Raw genomic sequence first — 17,754 nt, forward strand, 5'->3', positions numbered from 1 at the left:
GACTGGGGGGTTCGCTGTGAGTGACAGCATGACCTTTCGCAACGAGGACCTGCCGGCCCTCTTCCACCACACCGACCAGGCGGCGATCTCCCGGCAGCGGGAGTCCACCCAGGCCACGCGCGCCCAGCTGATGCTGCTCGTCGTGGCCGCCGCCATCGCCGCCCTGCCCGAGGGGCCGAAGCTCGGCTCCGCCTACCTGTCCGGGCTCCTCAGCGTGCTCGCGTACGCCGGGGTGCTGGGCGTGGGCATACGGGCCACCCGGCGCCGGGCGCGCCCGCAGTGGCAGCTGAACCGCAGCGCCGCGGAGTTCATCAAATCGCTGGCCTGGCGGTACGCCGTCCACGGCGCCCCCTTCGGCAGCGAGGTCCCGGGCGTCGAGGAGACGTACCGGACCCGGCTGGAGGCGGGACTGAACGAGCTGCGGAAGATGGGCTGGGAGGATCCGCGGACCGCCGGGCTGGTACCGGAGGGCGGGGAGATCACCGGGGCGATGTTCCGGCTGCGGGGCCTGGACTACCCGGTCCGCAGGGAGACGTACGTCCGCGACCGGCTGATCGAACAGCGCAACTGGTACCAGCGCAAGACGGAGGTGTCCCGGCGGGCCACGGCCCTGTGGTCGTGGTCGATCGTGCTGCTGACCCTGCTGGCGCTGCTGTTCGCCCTCTTCGGGGCGTTCGGTTCGGGTCCGGGACCGGCGCTGACCGGGCTGCTGAGCGCGGCGGCGACGGCCGGCATCGCCTGGAACGAGGTGCGGCGCCACCATCCGCTGATCGAGGCGCACACCCTGATCGAGCAGGACCTCTCCGCGATGATGGTCGTGATGCAGACGACGATCACGGAGACGCAGTGGCCGACCGCGGTCTACGAGACCGAGCGGTACGTGTCCCCGCAGCACACCGACTGGCTGGCGCGGCACAGCAGTTGACGGTCCGGGCGGGCGTGGCCTCAGTCCCGGGCCACGCCCTCCCGCCAGATCACGGTGACGGGCTTCCCGAGCGCGCGGGCGTAGGCGACGATCTCCGCGGTACCGCCGTGCCCGCGGGCGGGCAGGCCATCCCAGACGGCGACGAGGCGGTCGCAGGAATCGGCGATGTAGGTGCCGGCCGCGTAGTAGGCCTCGTCGGTGGAGCGGGCGAAGTCCATCCGGACCTCCTGGGCGGCCCGGCGCTTGAGCCCCAGGTACCGGTCCAGCGCGCCGGTGTCACCGAAGCCCTCCTCGTAGTCCCCGCTGGGGATCACCACGGTGAGGTCCGCGCCGTATTCCAGGGCGATGGCGGCGAACAGCTGGTCCGCTCCCTCGGCGAGGCTGGAGAGGGCCTCCAACGGCCCTTCGTGGCCCCCCAGGACGGCCCGCAGCCCTTCCTCCACATGGCCGAGCAGCTCGTCCGGAATCGACCGGTGCCCGGTCACGCCGATTCGCTTCATGCGGAAACCCGCTCCCCCCGTGGACACGAACGCCCTGGACATCCTCCCAGAAGGCGGGAGGACGTCCAGGGGTGCGGCGGGGGCGCACGGGTCCGTGGCGGCCCCACGGCGGACAGGAAGCAGGGCTAGTACACGCTCACGCCGTACGCGTTGAGCGCCTCGACGACGGGCTGGAAGAACGTGGTGCCGCCCGAGGTGCAGTTGCCGCTGCCGCCGGAGGTGAGGCCGACCGCGCGGGTGCCCGAGTAGAGCGGACCGCCGCTGTCACCGGGCTCGGCGCAGACGTTGGTCCGGATCATTCCGTAGACGACGTCGCCGCCGCCGTAGTTGACGGTGGCGTTGAGCCCGGTCACCGAGCCGCTGTGGATGCCGGTGGTGGAGCCGCGCCGGGTGACGGCCAGGCCGTTGGTGGCGTTGATGGCGCTGGTGATGTCCTGGCTGCCGACGGTCCCGGGGTGGGCGACGGCGGCGTTGTCGTAGCGGATGAGCCCGTAGTCGTTGTTCGGGAAGCTGGAGCCCACGGTGGGGCCGATGACGGTGGTGTGGGCGGAGTTGGTCCACCAGGTGCCCGCGCCGTCGGTGCAGTGGCCGGCGGTCAGGATGTAGTACGTGCTGCCGCTGCGCACGTTGAAGCCGGCCGAACAGCGCCAGCCGGAGGCGTAGATGGCGTCGCCGCCGGAGATCAGTTTCCTCAGCTTGCCGGGGGTGCGCTCGATGCGCAGGGCGGCCGCGTTGGCTCCGGCCTCGCCGCGGATCCTGGCGAGGTCGGCCGCCGAGACGGTGGAGTCCGCGGTGACCACGAGGGTGCCGGTGGCGGGGTCGGTGTGCCAGGCGGTGCCGGCCACGTCGGCGCGCAGGACCGAGGCGCCGGCGGAGGCGAGCCGGTCGGCGCTGAAGCCGCCGTCGGCGTGTGCGGCCGTGGGGGCCGCGAGGGCGGCCACCGCGGCCATGCCGGTGGCCACGGCGAAGAGCCTGGAACGGATGATGCTCTTGATCGTCACTTGTCGTCCTCCCGAGTGGGGTTCGGAGGCCCGGCGGGGTGGGGTGGTGCCGGAGCCCGTGGAGGGCGGCCGGGGACACGGCGGACGGGATGCCGTTCGACGTGCCCCTGACAAGCCCCGAGAGACGCTGACGGGAGTCTCCTGGTGTCGGATACCGCTAGCAAGGGCGCCTTTCAGCCGCCTCCGGCCCGCCGCGATCCCGGCGGGCGGGGTCCGCCCCGACCCGCGGCGCGAGCCGAACGCCCCGTGCGACCCGGTGCGGCCGGGTCGCACACCCGCACCGCTCCTTCCCCTCCGGCGCCGGCCCGCCGGGACCCCGGAACGGCCGGAACTCGACCTTCCGGGTAGTCGGCGAGCCCCGGGGTCCACCCGGACCCGCCGATTCCGCCGGTGTCGTCTGCGTCTGCGCTCATGCCGCTCAACCCTTCCACGCGGGCCCGGCCGGAAACCGGACGGTACGCCGTCCGGACCTGTCGGCGTCCGCACCCGCCGACCCGTCGGCGACCGCGCCCGTACGCCTCGGTGCGCGTCCGGAAACACGGATGCCCCGGACACCCTCCCCACAGGGGGAGGACGTCCGGGGCGGTGCTGTGCACGCTCACGTCCTACGGACCTGGCACCCGGACCCTGGAGCCCGGGCACCTAGGGCCTAGAAGACGCTGACGTTGTACCGGGAGAGGGCTTCCTTCACGGGCTGGAAGTACGTGGTTCCGCCCGAGGTGCAGTTGCCGTTACCGCCGGAGGTGAGGCCGACCGCGTGGGTACCGGAGTACAGCGGGCCGCCGCTGTCGCCGGGCTCGGCGCAGACGTTGGTCCGGATGAGGCCGTAGACGATCTCACCGTTGCCGTAGTTCACGGTGTAGTTCAGACCGGTCACCTTGCCACCGTGGATACCGGTGGTGTTGCCGCGCCGCTTGACCGACAGGCCGACCTTGGCGCTGATGGCGTCCTTGATGTCCTGGCTGCCGACAGCACCCTTGTGGGACAGGGACTTGTTGTCGTAGCGGACGATCCCGTAGTCGTTCGTCGGGAAGCTGCTGCCCGCCGTCGCACCGATCTTGGTGGAGCCGGTGGAGTTGGCGTACCAGGTGCCCGCACCGTCGGTGCAGTGGCCCGCGGTCAGCAGGTAGTACACGCTGCCACGGCGCACGTTGAAGCCGAGGGAGCAGCGCCACTGGGAGGTCCAGATACCGCTGCCACCGGTGATCAGCTTCGACAGCTTGCCGTGGGTGCGCTCGACGCGCACGGTCGAGCCGTTCGCGCCGGCTTCCTTCTTGATCTTCGCTATGTTCGCGTCCGAGACGGTGGAGTCCGCGGTGACCACGACGGCCCCGGTGACGGGGTCCGTGCCCCAGGCGGTGCCGGCGACGTCGGCCCGCAGGAGCGAGGCCTCCACCGCGGCGTAGCGCTCGGCGTTGACGCTGCTGCCGCTCGGAGCCTCGGACGCCGACGCGGGAACCGCGAGGGTGGCCACGGCGGTCAGACCGGCGGCCACGGCGAGAAGCCGGGAACGGAAGTTGCGCTTGTTCGTCACTTATTGTCCTCCCGAAGGGAATCGAAGCCCGGGGGCAGGTGCAGTGCCCGGGCTCGTGCGGTCGGTCAGGAGCCACGAACGGCAGACCACCATTCGCCGTGCCCCTGACAAACCCCGTAAATGCTATCGAAGAATTTCTGCCGTCAGACCCGACCGGCAAGAGCTGATTCCAGCCACTGTCCGCTTACGTCCGACCGACTCGACCGACATACTCCCTTGCCGCAGACCAGGCCTTGCCACCGCCCCCCGTCCACCGACTCCGGGAACGGCTGGAAATCGCCCTACCGAATCACCGATCCGAGGAGCCGGCCCAGCCCGTGCCAAACCGGAACCAATCCGTCACCAAGCCGGGGCCGAACCGGAGCCGAAGCGGAGCGGGAACGTCCTCAGCAGCCGTCGCAGGGACAGCAGCAGCAGTCCCCGCAGCCGCAGTCGCCACAGTCACATCCTCCGCAGTCACAGTTGCCGCACCACGCGTCCTTCTTCTCGCGGGACCACGGGCCCTCGTGGTCCGTGCAGCACAGCTGGCAGGTGCAGAACAGCCCCAGGGCCACCGCGCAGCCCGGCAGCAGGTCCCTGCGCGGCTTGCGCGGAGGCGCCGGCGGCGGGCCGAAGTCCACCGGGGGCGGGCCGAAGGAACCGCGGTGCGCCCGGTCCGTCCGATCCGTCAGTTCCGTCCCCGTGTGGGCGGTATGGGAACAGTTCGCGGTCCCGAAGGCCCGGTCCACCGAGGTGCGCAGCTCGTGCACGAGCAGCCGGTGGGCGAGCCCCGCGTCGGCGAACTCCACCTCCCGCAGTGCCAGCCGGATGCCCCGCAGCGCGTCGTCGCACAGCCTGCGCGCCTCGGTACGGGGGGTCCCGGTGGCGGTCAGCGGGTTCCAGGCGCCCGCCGCCGCGTCCGCCGCCTGGTCCTCGACGGCGTCCAGCAGGTGCGCGAGCCGCCCGAAGTAGCGTCCCGCCTCGGCGAGCGCGGGAGCGTTGCCTGGCCGCCCGGCGAGGGTCGCGGTATGGGCGAAGGCGGCGGCCGTGGCGGTCTCGGTCGGCTCGGTCACCACGAGCACCGGCGTGCCGGCTCCGGCCAGGGTCTCGATGCCCGCCTGCCGGTCCACGGCGTCGACGAGCACGGCCGTGTCGAAGCCGAGCGAGGCGCCGGTACGGGCGCCCGCCCGGTCCCAGCCACGGGCCACCCGGCGCGCGGCGAGGGCGATCGGGGCGCGGGCCAACAGGCCGTCCCGGTCGGCGACGTGGTCGCGCACCTTCGCGGAGGCCAGGACCAGCGAGACGGCGGCGGCGAGCCGCGCACCCTCGCCGTTGGCCACGGCCGCGCTGCGCATCCCGCGCAGTGGACAGGGACCGGCGGTGCGCCGGGAGCCCGGTGCGGGACCCGACTGAGCCTCCGTCAGAACGGAGACGAGCAGCCCGTCGTAGTTGGTCACGATCCTCGCGAACTGGCCGTGGTCCCCCCGAAGTGCCAGGCACAGCCCGCAGAGATGGGCCATCCACTCCGTCTTGAACCGTTCCCCGAGGCGGTGCGTGCAGGGTCTGACGATGCCGAACAAAACGATTCCCCCGTGTGTCATACGCGTGCTCGACGGGCATCGTAGCGAGACCGTGCGTCACCCGTACGTCCCCGTCCCTCACCCGTACGGCCGCACTGGTCGTATTTTCACTCAGTCAGCAGCGGTACCCGCCGGGATCCTTGACCGTGCAACGGATGTTCTGCACCAGTACCGTCACGAAACCCCTGCGCGGCGACTATCCACTTGGCGCGTTGTCAGCATCATGGACGACGATAGGGACGCGGAAGACAAGACAGAACTGACCGCGATGAAAGGAGGCGTCCATGGGTTCGGTGCGCAAGGCGAGTGCCTGGCTGGGTCTCGTAGAGGACAGCGACGACGAGCGTTACTACGACGACGACTACGCGGAGGCCCCGCAGGGGGGTTCGGTGGTCGGCCCCGGCGAGCAGTGGGTCACCGACCCGCGCGTCAAGGTGGCCTCGGAGTCCGCCGTCGAGGAGGGCCGCCGCATCGCGACGGTCACCCCGGACGGCTTCCGCGACGCCCGCGGCATCGGCGAGCTGTTCCGCGACGGTGTCCCGGTCATCGTGAACCTCTCCTCGATGGACCCGGGCGACGCGAAGCGCGTGGTCGACTTCGCGGCCGGTCTGACCTTCGGTCTGCGCGGTTCGATCGAGCGGGTGGCGACCAGGGTCTTCCTGCTGACCCCGGCCGACACCCAGATCGTGAGCGGCGAGTCCGGCGGCCGCTCGCGCGACTTCTTCAACCAGAGCTGAGCAGGGCTTCACCGGCCGCCTCGGGCTCCTTCCGGCCCTCCCGGCATCCAGTGTGGCCGCACTCCGGCCTAGCGGAAGGCGTCGAGCCCGGTGAGCGCCTTGCCCAGCACGAGCTGGTGCATCTCGACGGTGCCCTCGTAGGTGAGGACCGATTCGAGGTTGGTGGCGTGCCGCATGACGGGGTATTCGAGGGAGATCCCGTTGGCACCGAGGATCGTCCGCGCGGTGCGGCAGATGTCGATGGCCTCGCGGACGTTGTTGAGCTTGCCGAAGCTGATCTGCTCCGGGCGCAGGGTCCCCGCGTCCATCCGCCGCCCCAGGTGGTGGGCGAGCAGGATCCCCTTGTGGAGCTCGAGCGCCATGTCCGCGAGCTTGGCCTGGGTGAGCTGGAAGCCGCCGATGGGCCTGCCGAACTGCTCGCGCGTCTTCGCGTAGTCGAGCGCCGACTCGAAGCTGGCGCGCGCCGCGCCCATGGACCCCCAGACGATCCCGTACCGCGCGTGGCTGAGGCAGCCGAGCGGCCCCTTGAGTCCGGTGACGCCCGGAAGCACCGCGTCGGCGGGCAGCCGTACGTCGTCCATGACCAGCTCGCTGGTCACCGAGGCGCGCAGGGACCACTTGTGCTTGATCTCGGGGGCGGAGAAGCCGGCGCTGTCCGTGGGGACGGCGAACCCGCGGATCCCCTCTTCGGTCTGTGCCCAGACGACGGCCACGGCGGCCACCGAGCCGTTGGTGATCCACATCTTGCGGCCGTTCAGCACCCAGTCCGAGCCGTCCCGCTTGGCGTGCGTGCGCATCGCGCCGGGGTCCGACCCGACGTCCGGCTCGGTCAGCCCGAAGCAGCCGATGAGCTCGCCGGCCGCCATGCCGGGCAGCCACCGCTGCTTCTGCTCCTCGGAGCCGTACTTCCAGATCGCGTACATCGCGAGCGAGCCCTGTACGGAGACCAGCGAGCGGATCCCCGAGTCGGCGGCCTCCAGTTCCAGGCAGGCGAGCCCGTACTGGACGGCGCTCGCGCCCGCGCAGCCGTACCCCTGGAGCGACATCCCGAGGGCGCCGAGGGCGCCGAGCTCCTTGGCGATCTCCCGGATCCCGGGCAGCTCGCCGTTCTCGTACCACTCGGCGATGTGCGGCAGGACCCGGTCCGCGGCCCAGCCGCGGACGGTGTCCCGGATGGCGAGGTCCTCGGGCGTGAGGAGTTCGTCGAGCCCGAGCGGGTCGGTGGGAACGAAGGACACTGCGCCTCCTGGCAGGCCGGATCACAAAACCTAGCGCCGCAAGTTTGTCGGTCCGCCGGTCCGCGGTCCACCCGCTTCCGGCGTGACCCCGGTCGGGTTTCCCGGTTCCTGCGGGCAGACTGCGGGCATGCTCGATACTTCCGCGCGACTGCTGCGCCTGTTGTCCCTGTTGCAGGCCCACCGGGAATGGACCGGGGCCGACCTGGCCGGCCGGCTCGGCGTGACGCCGCGGACCGTGCGCCGGGACGTGGACCGGCTGCGGGAGCTCGGTTACCCCGTGAACGCCAGTCCGGGCACCGGCGGCGGGTACCAGCTGGGGGCCGGGGCCGAACTGCCGCCGCTGCTGCTCGACGACGACGAGGCCGTCGCCGTGGCGGTCGGTCTGCGGACGGCCGCCGGGAACGGCGTGGAGGGCATCGGAGAGGCCTCCGTACGGGCGCTGGCGAAGCTGGAGCAGGTACTGCCGTCCCGGCTGCGGGCCCGGGTCTCCGCGCTGAACCGGTTCACCGTCCCCATGCTCCGCGGGGCGGGTGCGTCCACGATCGACCCCTCCGTACTGACCGAGCTGGCCGGCGTCTGCCGCGACACCGAGCGGCTGCGCTTCGACTACCGGGACCACGGGGGCACGGCCACCCGCAGGACCGTGGAGCCGCACCGGCTGGTGTGCAGCGAGCGCCGCTGGTACCTCGTGGCCTGGGACCTGGACCGGGAGGACTGGCGGACCTTCCGGGTGGACCGGATCGAGCCCAGGCCCCCGCACGGACCGCGCTTCACCCCGCGCCCGCCGCCCGCCGGGGACCTCGCCGCGTACGTCTCCCGGGGCATCTCCCAGCGGGTGTACGCGGCCCGCGCGGTCCTCAAGCTGCGCGTGCCCGAGCAGGAGGCCGCGCGGATCATCGGGCCGGCCGACGGGACCCTGGAGCCGCTCGACGACCAGAGCTGCATCCTGCGCACCGGGGCGGTCAACCTCGATGTCCTGGTGATTCACGTCATGCTGATCGGGTGTGAGTTCGAGGTCGTCGAACCGGCCGAGCTGACGGACCGGATCCGGGCCGCTCGAGATCGGCTCGGCAGGTCTCTGGAACCGCGCGAAGCGGCCGGAGAAGTGAAGGAGTTGTAAGGAAGCGGAGGGGCTCCGAGTGCACTCCGGCCACAATTCCGGGGAGTTCCGGAGGAATTCGAAACAGAATTCCCCCCGGGCGTGTCGCAGGACCGTGAATAAAAGGTCCAGACGAACTCCGCCGTGGGAGACTGTCGACAATCCGTGACCCAAGCGTGACCCGGTATGGAGGAACGTCCGGGCACGGGGCTGACGTTCCGGCCCTTTCGCGGCCGGGTCCGGCCGCGAAAGACCCGCGGCCCGCCCCGGACGCGCCGCGGCGGGCCCCGGTCGTCGGACCGGGGCCCGCCGTGGACGTGCGAGCGGAGGGGGTGCGTACCGTCCGGCTCAGCCGCCGGCCGCCGGGCGGGGCGCCGCGCCGCGTACCGGGGCGCGTTCCGCGTGGGCCGGGCGGCGGCTGCCGGCCGGGGTCAGCGGGGTCCGCTCGGAGCGGATCAGGTGCGGACGGGCGGAGAGGTGGGCGGCGGGCCGGGCGGCCGGCTGGTGCGCCCCGCCCTGCACGGAAGCGGAAACGGTAGCGGGGGCCGCGCCGCCCGCCGAGGCCGGAACCGGAACCTGGACCGGCTCGGCCGGCTCCGGCTGCCGCAGCACGACGGGTTGTACGGGCTGCACGGCCGCGCCGGGCACGCCCGCCGGCTGCCGCTCGGACGGTTCCCCGACGGTCCGCTGGAGCTGCCACTTGCCTCCGGCCGAGAGCAGCGGGACGAGCACCCCGGTGAGGGCCTCGGGCACCTGCCCGGCCTCCACGAGGCTGCGCAGCCTCGCCCGCACCTCGAAGACGTAGGCCTCGACCCAGGCGATGAGCGGCTCGAACCACGGCAGCGCCAGCAGCACGAGCAGGCCGGCGAGCCAGCCGAGCAGGACGTCGCTGACCCAGTGGGTGCCGAGGTAGACGGTGGTCGCGCCGACGCTCAGGGAGACCACGGCCGAGACCAGGGAGAGCACCCGGCGGGTGACCCCCGTGGAGGCCAGGTAGGCCAGGATTCCCCAGGTCACCACGGCGTTGGCGGTGTGGCCGGAGGGAAATATATCGCCGCCCGCGAAGAGCTCGGCGGAGCCGATCTCGGTGGCGTAGTGCGGACCGAGCCGGCCCAGGCCGAGCTTGACGGCGCCCACGGTGATGTTGAGCAGCAGCAGCGCCACGCCGAGGGTGATCAGCGGGCGGAGGGTGTGCTGCCGCCAGGACCGCCAGCCGAGCCAGGCGGCGACCATGACCGCGGTGGGGCCGCGCTGACCCAGGACGACCAGGTAGTCGAGGAAGGCGTGGAGCTGCGGCCACTGCTCGTACGGCCGGAAGAACATGATCTGCCAGTCGAGGCGGACGAGCCAGGAAGTGGTCAGGACCGCGACGACGATGGCGAGGTAGATGCCGAGGGTCGACCCGAGGAGCACGACGCGGTGCCGGCTCATCCGCGGTGTTTGCAGATGAGCCGGTCGCTCTGGTTCCCGGTCCAGCCGGGCGAACACCCGCTCCAGTCTGGGCAGGATTTGGTCGGTACGCACTCAATCGACGTTACCGCGCGCCGATGGGCGGCCCGGTCGAATCGCGGGCTTTGTGATGACCATGTGATGTGGAGTTGCTCTCACACGGGACTTAATTCCCGGCATTCGACCTTTGGTTGGAGCGGGGAAGGGTCCTTCCTCCCGTCTTTTCCTCGCATACTTAGGCCGCGTTTATCACGCCCGCTCAATTGTTTTACCCAAAGATGGAGCGGAATGGTTCATTCCGTGATCATGGGTCATGGGCCCTCCGGCCCCGCCCGCCCCGCGCCTCACGGCGGCCCCGAACCGTTCAGCCAGAAGGCCCCGTACGCGGCCGACGCGACGGCCGTCACGGCCAGTACCGCGGCCGCCCGGCCCGTCCGCCACCGGGCCAGCGCCACCGCCGGCGGGAACACCAGCGGGAAGGCGGGCAGCAACAGCCGGGGCTTGGAGCCGAAGTACCCGGAGGCGCACAGGGCCAGCGCCACCACGATCCCCGCGTACACCAGCAGCGGCACCGGCTGGCGGCGGCGCACGCAGAGCGCGTACAGCCACAGCACCAGCGCCACCCCGGCGATCAGCCCGATCCCGGCGAGCAGGGAGGGGAAGCCCGGGGCGGCCAGCCGCGCCCCGATGAACCGGGCGAACGCCAGGCCGCCGTCGAAGCCGTTGCCCCAGCCGCCCTGCACGTCCAGGTACCCGGTCAGGCCGCCGCCGGTGCGCACGCCCACCCACAGCACGTACGCCGCCGCGCCGAGCGGGGCCAGCAGCGCCCCCGCCACCGGCCGCCGGGAACGCTCCCCGCCGCGCACGGCCAGGGCGGCGGCCACCCACACCGCCGCGACCACCGCGGCTCCGACCGGCCGGGTCAGCCCCGCACCGGCCGCGAGCAGGCCGGCGGTGAGCCAGTGCCCGCGCAGGACCCCGTAGAGGCTCCAGGCGGCCAGCGCGGTGAACAGCGACTCGCTGTACGCCATCGACTGCACGATCCCGACGGGCAGCGCGGCCCAGACCCCGACGGCGAACACCCCGGCCCGGCGGCCGTGGACCGCCTCGGCCACGGCGAAGATCCCCCAGGCCGCGGCGAGCCCGGCGAGCGCCGACACCACCAGGCCGGCGGATCCGTGGCCTAGCCCGGTGACGGCCGAGACCAGCCGCTCCAGCCAGGGCAGCAGCGGGAAGAAGGCCAGGTTGGAGTGGACGTCACCGTTGGGGAGCGCCACCTCGTACCCGTACCCCTCGGCGGCGATGCGGGCGTACCAGAGGGAGTCCCAGCGGGCCGAGAGCAGGGTGTGCGGACTGCTGCCGGCCACCGCCCCCCACACCGCGAGCACGGTGAGCCCGAGCAGCCGGACCGCCACGAACACGGTCAGAGCGGGCGCGGCCCGGCGAAATCCAAGATCCTTCACGGGCATGATTATCGAGGTCCGGGGCGGTCGCGCCCGGACAGGAACGGCCGAGGTGGGACGAGTGGCGCACACCACAGCGCGGCCGGCGGCGCTATGAGAGCTTGACCACGTGTCGGAGAGCCGAACTCGCGTACGCTGACTCTTCACTCGCATGTCGACGCCGGACCCCGCAGGACGCCACCCTCCCCCTCCGTGGCCCCGAAAAGACGCTGGTCCGCCGAGTGCGAGGGATCACCTGGGAGGTACATGCATGTCGGGGACGAACGTGACCGGCGACAGGAACCCTTCCCCCTGGCAGCGACTGCGGCGACTCGGCGCGGCCTCCGGCGGGGCCAACCGCTGGGCCGTACTCGCGGTTCTCTGCGTGAGCCTGGTGCTCGTGGCGCTCGACGCGACGATCCTGCACGTGGCCGTCCCCTCCGTCACCGAGGACCTCCGTCCCGGCCCGATGGAACTCCTCTGGATCGTCGACGCCTACCCGCTGGTCTGCGCCGCCCTCCTCATCCTCTTCGGCACCCTCGGTGACCGCGTGGGCCGCCGCCGCGTCCTGCTCCTCGGCTACGGGCTCTTCGGCGCGGCCTCGGCCCTGGCCGCCCTCGCCGACAACGCCCAGGTCCTGATCGCCGCCCGCGCCCTGCTGGGCGTCGGCGGGGCGATGATCATGCCGGCCACCCTGTCGATCCTGCGCCAGGTCTTCCCCGACCGGCGCGAGCGGGCCCTGGCCATCGGCATCTGGACGGCCGTGGCGGCCGTCGGCGCCGCCAGTGGCCCCGTCCTCGGCGGCTTCCTGGTCCAGCACTTCTGGTGGGGCTCGGTCTTCCTCATCAACATCCCGCTCATGATCATGCTGCTGCCACTGGGACGCTGGCTGCTGCCGGAGTCCAAGGGGTCCTGCGACGGTCCCTGGGACGTGCTCGGCGCGCTCATGGCCGCCGGCGGCGTGCTCGGCGCGGTCCTCGGCGTCAAGCGGCTCGGCGCGGAGCGCCAGCTCGCCGACCCGCAGGCACTGCTCCCCCTCCTGATCGGGGCCGGGCTGCTCGTCCTCTTCGTCCGGCGCCAGAAGCGCCGTGCGCACCCGCTGATCGACATGCGGATGTTCTCCCGGCCGGCCTTCACCACCTCCGTGGGCTGCATCGTGCTGGCCATGCTGGCGCTGGTCGGCCTCGAGCTGATCGCCGTCCAGTACCTCCAGCTCGTGCTGCACCTGAGCCCCCTGGAAACCGGGCTGCGCCTGCTGCCCCTCACCTTCGCGGCGATGGCCGCGGGCGCGACCGGCTCGTACACGCTGTCCCGGACCGGGCCGCGCAGGATGGTCTCGCTGGGCTTCGTCCTGACCGCCGGGGCGGTGCTCCTGCTGACCTTCATGGGCCAGCACGACCGGCCGGTCCTGCTCACGGTCGGCTTCGTCCTCCTCGGCTTCGGCCTCCAGACCACCCTGTTCGCGGCCTACGAGTCCATGCTGAGCGAGGCTCCGGCCGCGACGGCCGGCGGCGCCGCCTCGATCGGCGAGACCTCCTACCAGCTCGGTGCGGGCATGGGCATCGCACTGCTGGGCAGCGTGATGAACGCCGCCTACGCGCCGGGCCTGGCCTCGGTCCCGGGTGTCTCCGCGGCCGACTCCGCCGGCGCCTCGCACTCCCTGGGCGAGGCCTACCAGATCGCGGCCCGCCTCGGCGGCCCGGCGGGCGAGTCCCTGTTCGCGGCCGCCCGCCACTCCTTCGTCCACGGCCTGCACGTGACGCTGGTCGTCAGCGCGGCCCTGCTCCTGGCGGGCGCCCTGATGGCCCTGAAGCTCCCGCGCACGATGGAGTGCTCGGACCCGGAGCCGGTGCGCCTGCCCGCCCAGCAGACCCCCGACACCCCGACCGCCACCCCCCGCATCCCGACCCAGCCCCTCCCCGACCACGACCCGGCCCTCGGCCACCCGGCCTGACCCAAATCCAGCAGCCCGGCCCTTGAGGCCAGGGGCCCGGGCGCAGCAAATCCAGCCCTCCGGCGCTTGAGGCCTGGGAGCCGGGCCAGAGCCCCAGGGGGTCCGGGCGCAGCAATTCCAGCCGTCCGGCACTCGAGGCCCGGGGCCCGGGGCAGAGCCCCAGGGGGTCCGGGCGCAGCAAATCCAGCCCTCCGGCGCTTGAGGCCCGGGAGCCGGGCCAGAGCCCCAGGGGGTCCGGGCGCAGCCCGGGGAACGGTGGAAGGGCGGGTAGGGGACAGCCCCGCAGGGCCCACCCACCCGCACCCGCCGCCCGCTAGCCCACCGGGCCGGGGCTCACAGACGGCACCGGCCGGACCGGCGCAGCCGACGGACCCGGAGGCGGTGCGGACGGCACCGCCGGTGCCGGCGAGGCCGGAGGGGCCACGCCCACGGGCGCCTCCACCCCCACAGGCGGCAGAGCCAACAGCATGCCGATCCGCAGCACCCCGGGCCGCGGCCCGACCACCCCCCGGTTCGCCGCGTAGAGCGCCTGCCACCCACCCCGCACCCGATGCCTCCGCGCGATCCCCACCAGCGTGTCCCCGCCGCGCACCACGTGCATCCGCCCGGCCAGCCCGTACCGCTTCGCGCACACGGGCCACGCCTCCCAGCCCTGGCTCCCCAGCAGTTCCTCCCCCACCCGGATCTGCTGTTCCCGGCTGGCGAGGTCCGCCCTCGGTGCGAAGGTCAGCCCCCCGTGCTCCTCCCAGGTCGGCTGCCAGAACTGCAGTCCGCCGTAGAAGCCGTTCCCCGTGTTCACCGCCCAGCGGCCCCCGCTCTCGCAGTCGGCCACGCAGTCCCAGGGCCACTGCCCGCCGGGCCCGCAGTCCACCGCCCGGCCGGGCGCCCCCGGCGCGGGCGGGGGCGGCGCAGCGACCGCCGAGGTCGCCCCCGCCCCCGCTGCCGATCCAGACGCCGGTCCAGACGCCGATGCCGACGCCGACGCGAGCACGAGGAGCACCAGCGCCGCCGCGCCCACCCCACCCGGAACCCCGAAGTTGCGCATCGCGTCACGCTACGCAGCCCCGTACCACCCCCCGCGCCCGCCACACCGGGCCCCGCGCGCCCCCACCCGCTCGGCCCACCGGCAAAACGGCCAGCACCGACCATCAACTGCGCACAAACAAAAAAGAGTTGGCACCAAAACAACGACCCGGTCGGACCGTTCACTCCTTCGGGGGTCCGGTTCGATTCCGTTCCCTCAAACGGCGTGACCCCGGCCGCCACTCCCCCGTTGAGCCCGGCGAGCCGGAACCCCCCGGCACCGCACGCCTAGTCCGAGGAGCCACCCCGTGCCGCGCATGCTCGAAGTCAGTGATGAGGTACGTGCCGAGATCGGCGACGAGGAGGCCGAGCGGCTGCTCGCGGGCGACGGATCCCCGGGCAGTTACGACTGCACGTCCTGCCGCACCCCCGGAGACTCCGAGCGCGAGCAGACCAGCACCGTGCTGTTCGTCGGCGACGAGACGGCCGTCCTGGCCTTCGCCCACGCCGGCTGCATCCCCTCGCAGGTCGTCTCCGTACCCGAGGCGGACCTCCAGGGCGCCGTCCGCTCCATCACCGGCGACAGCCCCGCCCCGGCGGCCCCCGCTGGCGACGTACCGCAGTCCGTGCCCGGCGGCCAGGCCGTCCTCGGCATCACCAGCGGCCTGATCCTGATCAACGGGGAGCTGCACCCGGCCCTCGTGGTGGAGCCGACCGCGCCCATCGCGCGCCCCGGCACCACCGGCCCCGGCGACGACTTCCTCCCGCTCCTCATCGAGCAGGGCTTCATCCCGATGACCGACACCGAAGAGGTCCCGCAGGCCCTGAGCGGCTGGTCGATCCTGCTCGCCGCCGGCCAGCTGCACTCGGTGCTCCAGCCCGGTCAGATCGCCTGGTGGCAGGCGCACCGGCCGCTGTCGGTCACCGACGGCTGGCGGGCCGCCGTCAACAAGACGCAGCGCGTCCTGGTGTACGCCGCTCCGGTCGGCACCATCGGCCAGCAGCCCCGCGAGGACCTGCTGCGCGACGCCCTGGACAAGGCGGCCCGCAACGGCAAGCTGGTCGCCGCCTCGATGCCGCTGGCGGGCACCCCGGGCGCCTGAGCACCCGGAATCCCGGGGCTCCCCCGCCCTCCCGCCCCCGCTCTGCCTTCCGTCCCCGAAACGGCCGTCCGACCCCCTGCCCAGGGGGCCGGGCGGTGTGCGCCGGGGGTGCGCGGTCCGTCCCGCGCACCCCCGGCGATCTGCGTTTTCCGCCCCGCGACCCCGCATCCGTGGGGCGCCGGTTTCGTTGGCTGATACGTGCATTCCTACGATGTCTCCCGCGCCCCGTCCTATCCGAGCAGCGTCCCCCCGATGCGCCCCGTACGGGAGCTGGGGAGCTCTCCGACCGCCTCGCACACGCCCATCTACGACACGCTGTACTCGGAGTACCTGCGCGCCTTCCGGGCCCTGCCCGGCGACCGCACGGGCGAGGAGGACCTCGGCTTCACGGCGTTCTCGTACGGGGGCCCCTACAGCGGCGCGTACGGCAGCGGTGCGGGCGCGTACGGCAGCGGGTCCACGACGGGCTCCGCGAGCTCCTACGGGAGCGGCTGGAACGGTTCCTCATGGCAGCCGGCGGGACAGCACGCCGGGCAGCAGGCGGACGCCTGGCAGCCCTCCCCCGCCCCGCAGCCGCAGTACTCGTACGCCGGAGCCGGATACGCGAACGGGCGGCAGCACCAGACCGGGATGCAGCACATCCCGGCGGCCCTGCCGCCCGCTCCGCGCCGGGGCTACTAGCCCCGGCGGCCCTGCCGAACTGCCACTACATCTTGCGCTTGTGCAGTGCGCCGCGCTTCTCGCGGACGCGGACCGAGATGTGGATCGGGGTCCCCTCGAAGCCGAACTCCTCGCGCAGGCGGCGCTCGATGAAGCGGCGGTAGCCGTGCTCCAGGAAGCCCGAGGCGAAGAGGACGAACCGCGGCGGCTTGCTGCCCGCCTGCGTACCGAACAGGATGCGCGGCTGCTTGCCACCGCGGATCGGGTGCGGGTGGGCGGCGACGACCTCGCCGAGGAAGGCGTTCAGACGGCCGGTCGGGATGCGCATCTCCCAGCCGGCGAGCGCGGTCTCGATGGCCGGGACCAGCTTCTCCATGTGGCGGCCGGTGAGCGCCGAGACGTTCACCCGGGGCGCCCAGGCGACCTGCTGCATCTCGGTCTCGATCTCGCGCTCGAGGTAGTAGCGGCGCTCCTCGTCGAGGTTGTCCCACTTGTTGTACGCGATCACGATCGCGCGGCCCGCCTCGACGGCCATGGTGATGATGCGCTGGTCCTGGACGGAGATCTGCTCGGTCGTGTCGATCAGGATGACCGCGACCTCCGCCTTCTCCACCGCGGCGGCCGTACGCAGCGAGGCGTAGTAGTCGGCGCCCTGCTGGAGGTGGACCTTCTTGCGGATGCCCGCGGTGTCGATGAACTTCCAGGTGACCCCGCCGAGCTGGATCAGCTCGTCGACCGGGTCGCGGGTGGTGCCGGCCATCTCGTTGACGACGACGCGGTCCTCCTTGGCCACCTTGTTCAGGAGGGAGGACTTGCCGACGTTCGGGCGGCCGATGAGCGCGATCCGGCGCGGACCGCCGACGGCGGTGCCGAAGGTCTGCTCGGGGGCCTCGGGCAGGGCCTCCAAGACGGCGTCGAGCATGTCGCCGGTGCCGCGGCCGTGCAGGGAGGAGACCGGGTGGGGGTAGCCGAGGCCCAGGGACCACAGCGAAGCCGCGTCGGACTCGCCGCTCTGGCCGTCGACCTTGTTGGCGCACAGGACGACGGGCTTGCCGGCCTTGCGCAGCAGGCGGACGACGGCCTCGTCGGTGTCGGTGGCGCCGACCTTGGCGTCCACGACGAAGACGACCGCGTCGCAGGCCTCGATGGCGTATTCGGCCTGGGCGGCGACGGAGGCGTCGATGCCGAGGACGTCCTGCTCCCAGCCGCCGGTGTCGACGACCTTGAAGCGGCGGCCGGCCCACTCGGCCTCGTAGGTGACGCGGTCGCGGGTGACGCCGGGCTTGTCCTCGACGACCGCCTCGCGGCGGCCGATGATCCGGTTCACCAGGGTCGACTTGCCGACGTTCGGGCGGCCGACGACGGCGAGGACCGGGAGCGGGCCGTGGCCGGCTTCCTGGAGAGCGCCCTCGACGTCCTCGATGTCGAAGCCCTCTTCCGCGGCGAGCTCCATGAACTCCGCGTACTCGGCATCGCCAAGTGCTCCGTGGTCTTGCTGGTCGTTCATGAAGTCCGTTCCTCGTCGTTCGT

The 17,754-nt window shown here is 72.6% G+C and carries 15 protein-coding genes; 6 read left to right on the top strand and 9 right to left on the bottom strand.

The features are described 5' to 3' along the window. Nucleotides 1-28: 28 nt before the first annotated feature. Complete coding sequence (locus ACFYYB_RS25685; protein ID WP_389437773.1) at nucleotides 29-925, top strand: DUF4231 domain-containing protein; 897 nt, start codon at nucleotides 29-31, stop codon at nucleotides 923-925. A gap of 20 nt (nucleotides 926-945) precedes the next feature. On the opposite strand, the gene ACFYYB_RS25690 is transcribed toward ACFYYB_RS25685, so the two are convergent. From ACFYYB_RS25690 to ACFYYB_RS25705, 4 genes are all read right to left on the bottom strand, one after another. Continuing rightward, complete coding sequence (locus ACFYYB_RS25690) at nucleotides 946-1,425, bottom strand: hypothetical protein (RefSeq protein ID WP_389437778.1); 480 nt, start codon at nucleotides 1,423-1,425, stop codon at nucleotides 946-948. 125 nt (nucleotides 1,426-1,550) lie between these two features. Beyond that, the gene (locus ACFYYB_RS25695) at nucleotides 1,551-2,375 is read right to left on the bottom strand and encodes a S1 family peptidase (protein WP_389437913.1); all 825 of its coding nucleotides are present in this window, start codon (nucleotides 2,373-2,375) and stop codon (nucleotides 1,551-1,553) included. A gap of 700 nt (nucleotides 2,376-3,075) precedes the next feature. Further along, nucleotides 3,076-3,960 (bottom strand): S1 family peptidase, encoded by an 885-nt coding sequence (locus ACFYYB_RS25700; protein ID WP_389437782.1) that lies wholly within the window; start codon nucleotides 3,958-3,960, stop codon nucleotides 3,076-3,078. Between the two features lie 386 nt (nucleotides 3,961-4,346). Next, nucleotides 4,347-5,519: a DUF5685 family protein gene (locus ACFYYB_RS25705; protein WP_389437786.1), complete on the bottom strand. Its 1,173-nt coding sequence runs from the start codon at nucleotides 5,517-5,519 to the stop codon at nucleotides 4,347-4,349. 284 nt (nucleotides 5,520-5,803) lie between these two features. Between ACFYYB_RS25705 and ACFYYB_RS25710 the strand changes: the two genes are divergently transcribed. Continuing rightward, complete coding sequence (locus tag ACFYYB_RS25710) at nucleotides 5,804-6,256, top strand: cell division protein SepF (RefSeq protein WP_327307493.1); 453 nt, start codon at nucleotides 5,804-5,806, stop codon at nucleotides 6,254-6,256. A 68-nt stretch (nucleotides 6,257-6,324) separates the two neighbouring features. On the opposite strand, the gene ACFYYB_RS25715 is transcribed toward ACFYYB_RS25710, so the two are convergent. After that, nucleotides 6,325-7,494: an acyl-CoA dehydrogenase family protein gene (locus tag ACFYYB_RS25715; RefSeq protein ID WP_389437788.1), complete on the bottom strand. Its 1,170-nt coding sequence runs from the start codon at nucleotides 7,492-7,494 to the stop codon at nucleotides 6,325-6,327. Between the two features lie 127 nt (nucleotides 7,495-7,621). On the opposite strand from ACFYYB_RS25715, the gene ACFYYB_RS25720 reads away from it, so the two are divergent. Then, a complete protein-coding gene (locus ACFYYB_RS25720; protein ID WP_389437790.1) occupies nucleotides 7,622-8,614 on the top strand; it encodes a helix-turn-helix transcriptional regulator in 993 nt (330 codons plus the stop codon). Between the two features lie 327 nt (nucleotides 8,615-8,941). On the opposite strand, the gene ACFYYB_RS25725 is transcribed toward ACFYYB_RS25720, so the two are convergent. Together ACFYYB_RS25725 and ACFYYB_RS25730 are read right to left on the bottom strand one after the other, a co-directional pair. Continuing rightward, nucleotides 8,942-10,117 (bottom strand): phosphatase PAP2 family protein, encoded by a 1,176-nt coding sequence (locus ACFYYB_RS25725; RefSeq protein ID WP_389437792.1) that lies wholly within the window; start codon nucleotides 10,115-10,117, stop codon nucleotides 8,942-8,944. A gap of 269 nt (nucleotides 10,118-10,386) precedes the next feature. Next, on the bottom strand, nucleotides 10,387-11,511 hold the full coding sequence (locus ACFYYB_RS25730; protein ID WP_389437794.1) for a hypothetical protein: 1,125 nt from the start codon (nucleotides 11,509-11,511) through the stop codon (nucleotides 10,387-10,389). 244 nt (nucleotides 11,512-11,755) lie between these two features. On the opposite strand from ACFYYB_RS25730, the gene ACFYYB_RS25735 reads away from it, so the two are divergent. Continuing rightward, nucleotides 11,756-13,438: an MFS transporter gene (locus ACFYYB_RS25735; RefSeq protein ID WP_389437796.1), complete on the top strand. Its 1,683-nt coding sequence runs from the start codon at nucleotides 11,756-11,758 to the stop codon at nucleotides 13,436-13,438. Between the two features lie 313 nt (nucleotides 13,439-13,751). Here ACFYYB_RS25735 and ACFYYB_RS25740 read toward each other — a convergent pair whose 3' ends face one another. After that, complete coding sequence (locus ACFYYB_RS25740) at nucleotides 13,752-14,483, bottom strand: transglycosylase family protein (RefSeq protein WP_389437798.1); 732 nt, start codon at nucleotides 14,481-14,483, stop codon at nucleotides 13,752-13,754. 286 nt (nucleotides 14,484-14,769) lie between these two features. Between ACFYYB_RS25740 and ACFYYB_RS25745 the strand changes: the two genes are divergently transcribed. Both ACFYYB_RS25745 and ACFYYB_RS25750 read left to right on the top strand, forming a co-directional pair. Beyond that, complete coding sequence (locus ACFYYB_RS25745; RefSeq protein WP_327307486.1) at nucleotides 14,770-15,564, top strand: hypothetical protein; 795 nt, start codon at nucleotides 14,770-14,772, stop codon at nucleotides 15,562-15,564. Between the two features lie 252 nt (nucleotides 15,565-15,816). After that, a complete protein-coding gene (locus tag ACFYYB_RS25750; protein ID WP_389437800.1) occupies nucleotides 15,817-16,245 on the top strand; it encodes a hypothetical protein in 429 nt (142 codons plus the stop codon). 25 nt (nucleotides 16,246-16,270) lie between these two features. Here ACFYYB_RS25750 and der read toward each other — a convergent pair whose 3' ends face one another. After that, complete coding sequence (gene der, locus ACFYYB_RS25755; protein WP_327307484.1) at nucleotides 16,271-17,731, bottom strand: ribosome biogenesis GTPase Der; 1,461 nt, start codon at nucleotides 17,729-17,731, stop codon at nucleotides 16,271-16,273. Between the last annotated feature and the right edge of the window lie 23 nt (nucleotides 17,732-17,754).

Origin of the sequence: Streptomyces sp. NPDC002886 (genome assembly GCF_042888445.1) — a bacterium.
Taxonomy (GTDB): Bacteria; Actinomycetota; Actinomycetes; order Streptomycetales; family Streptomycetaceae; genus Streptomyces.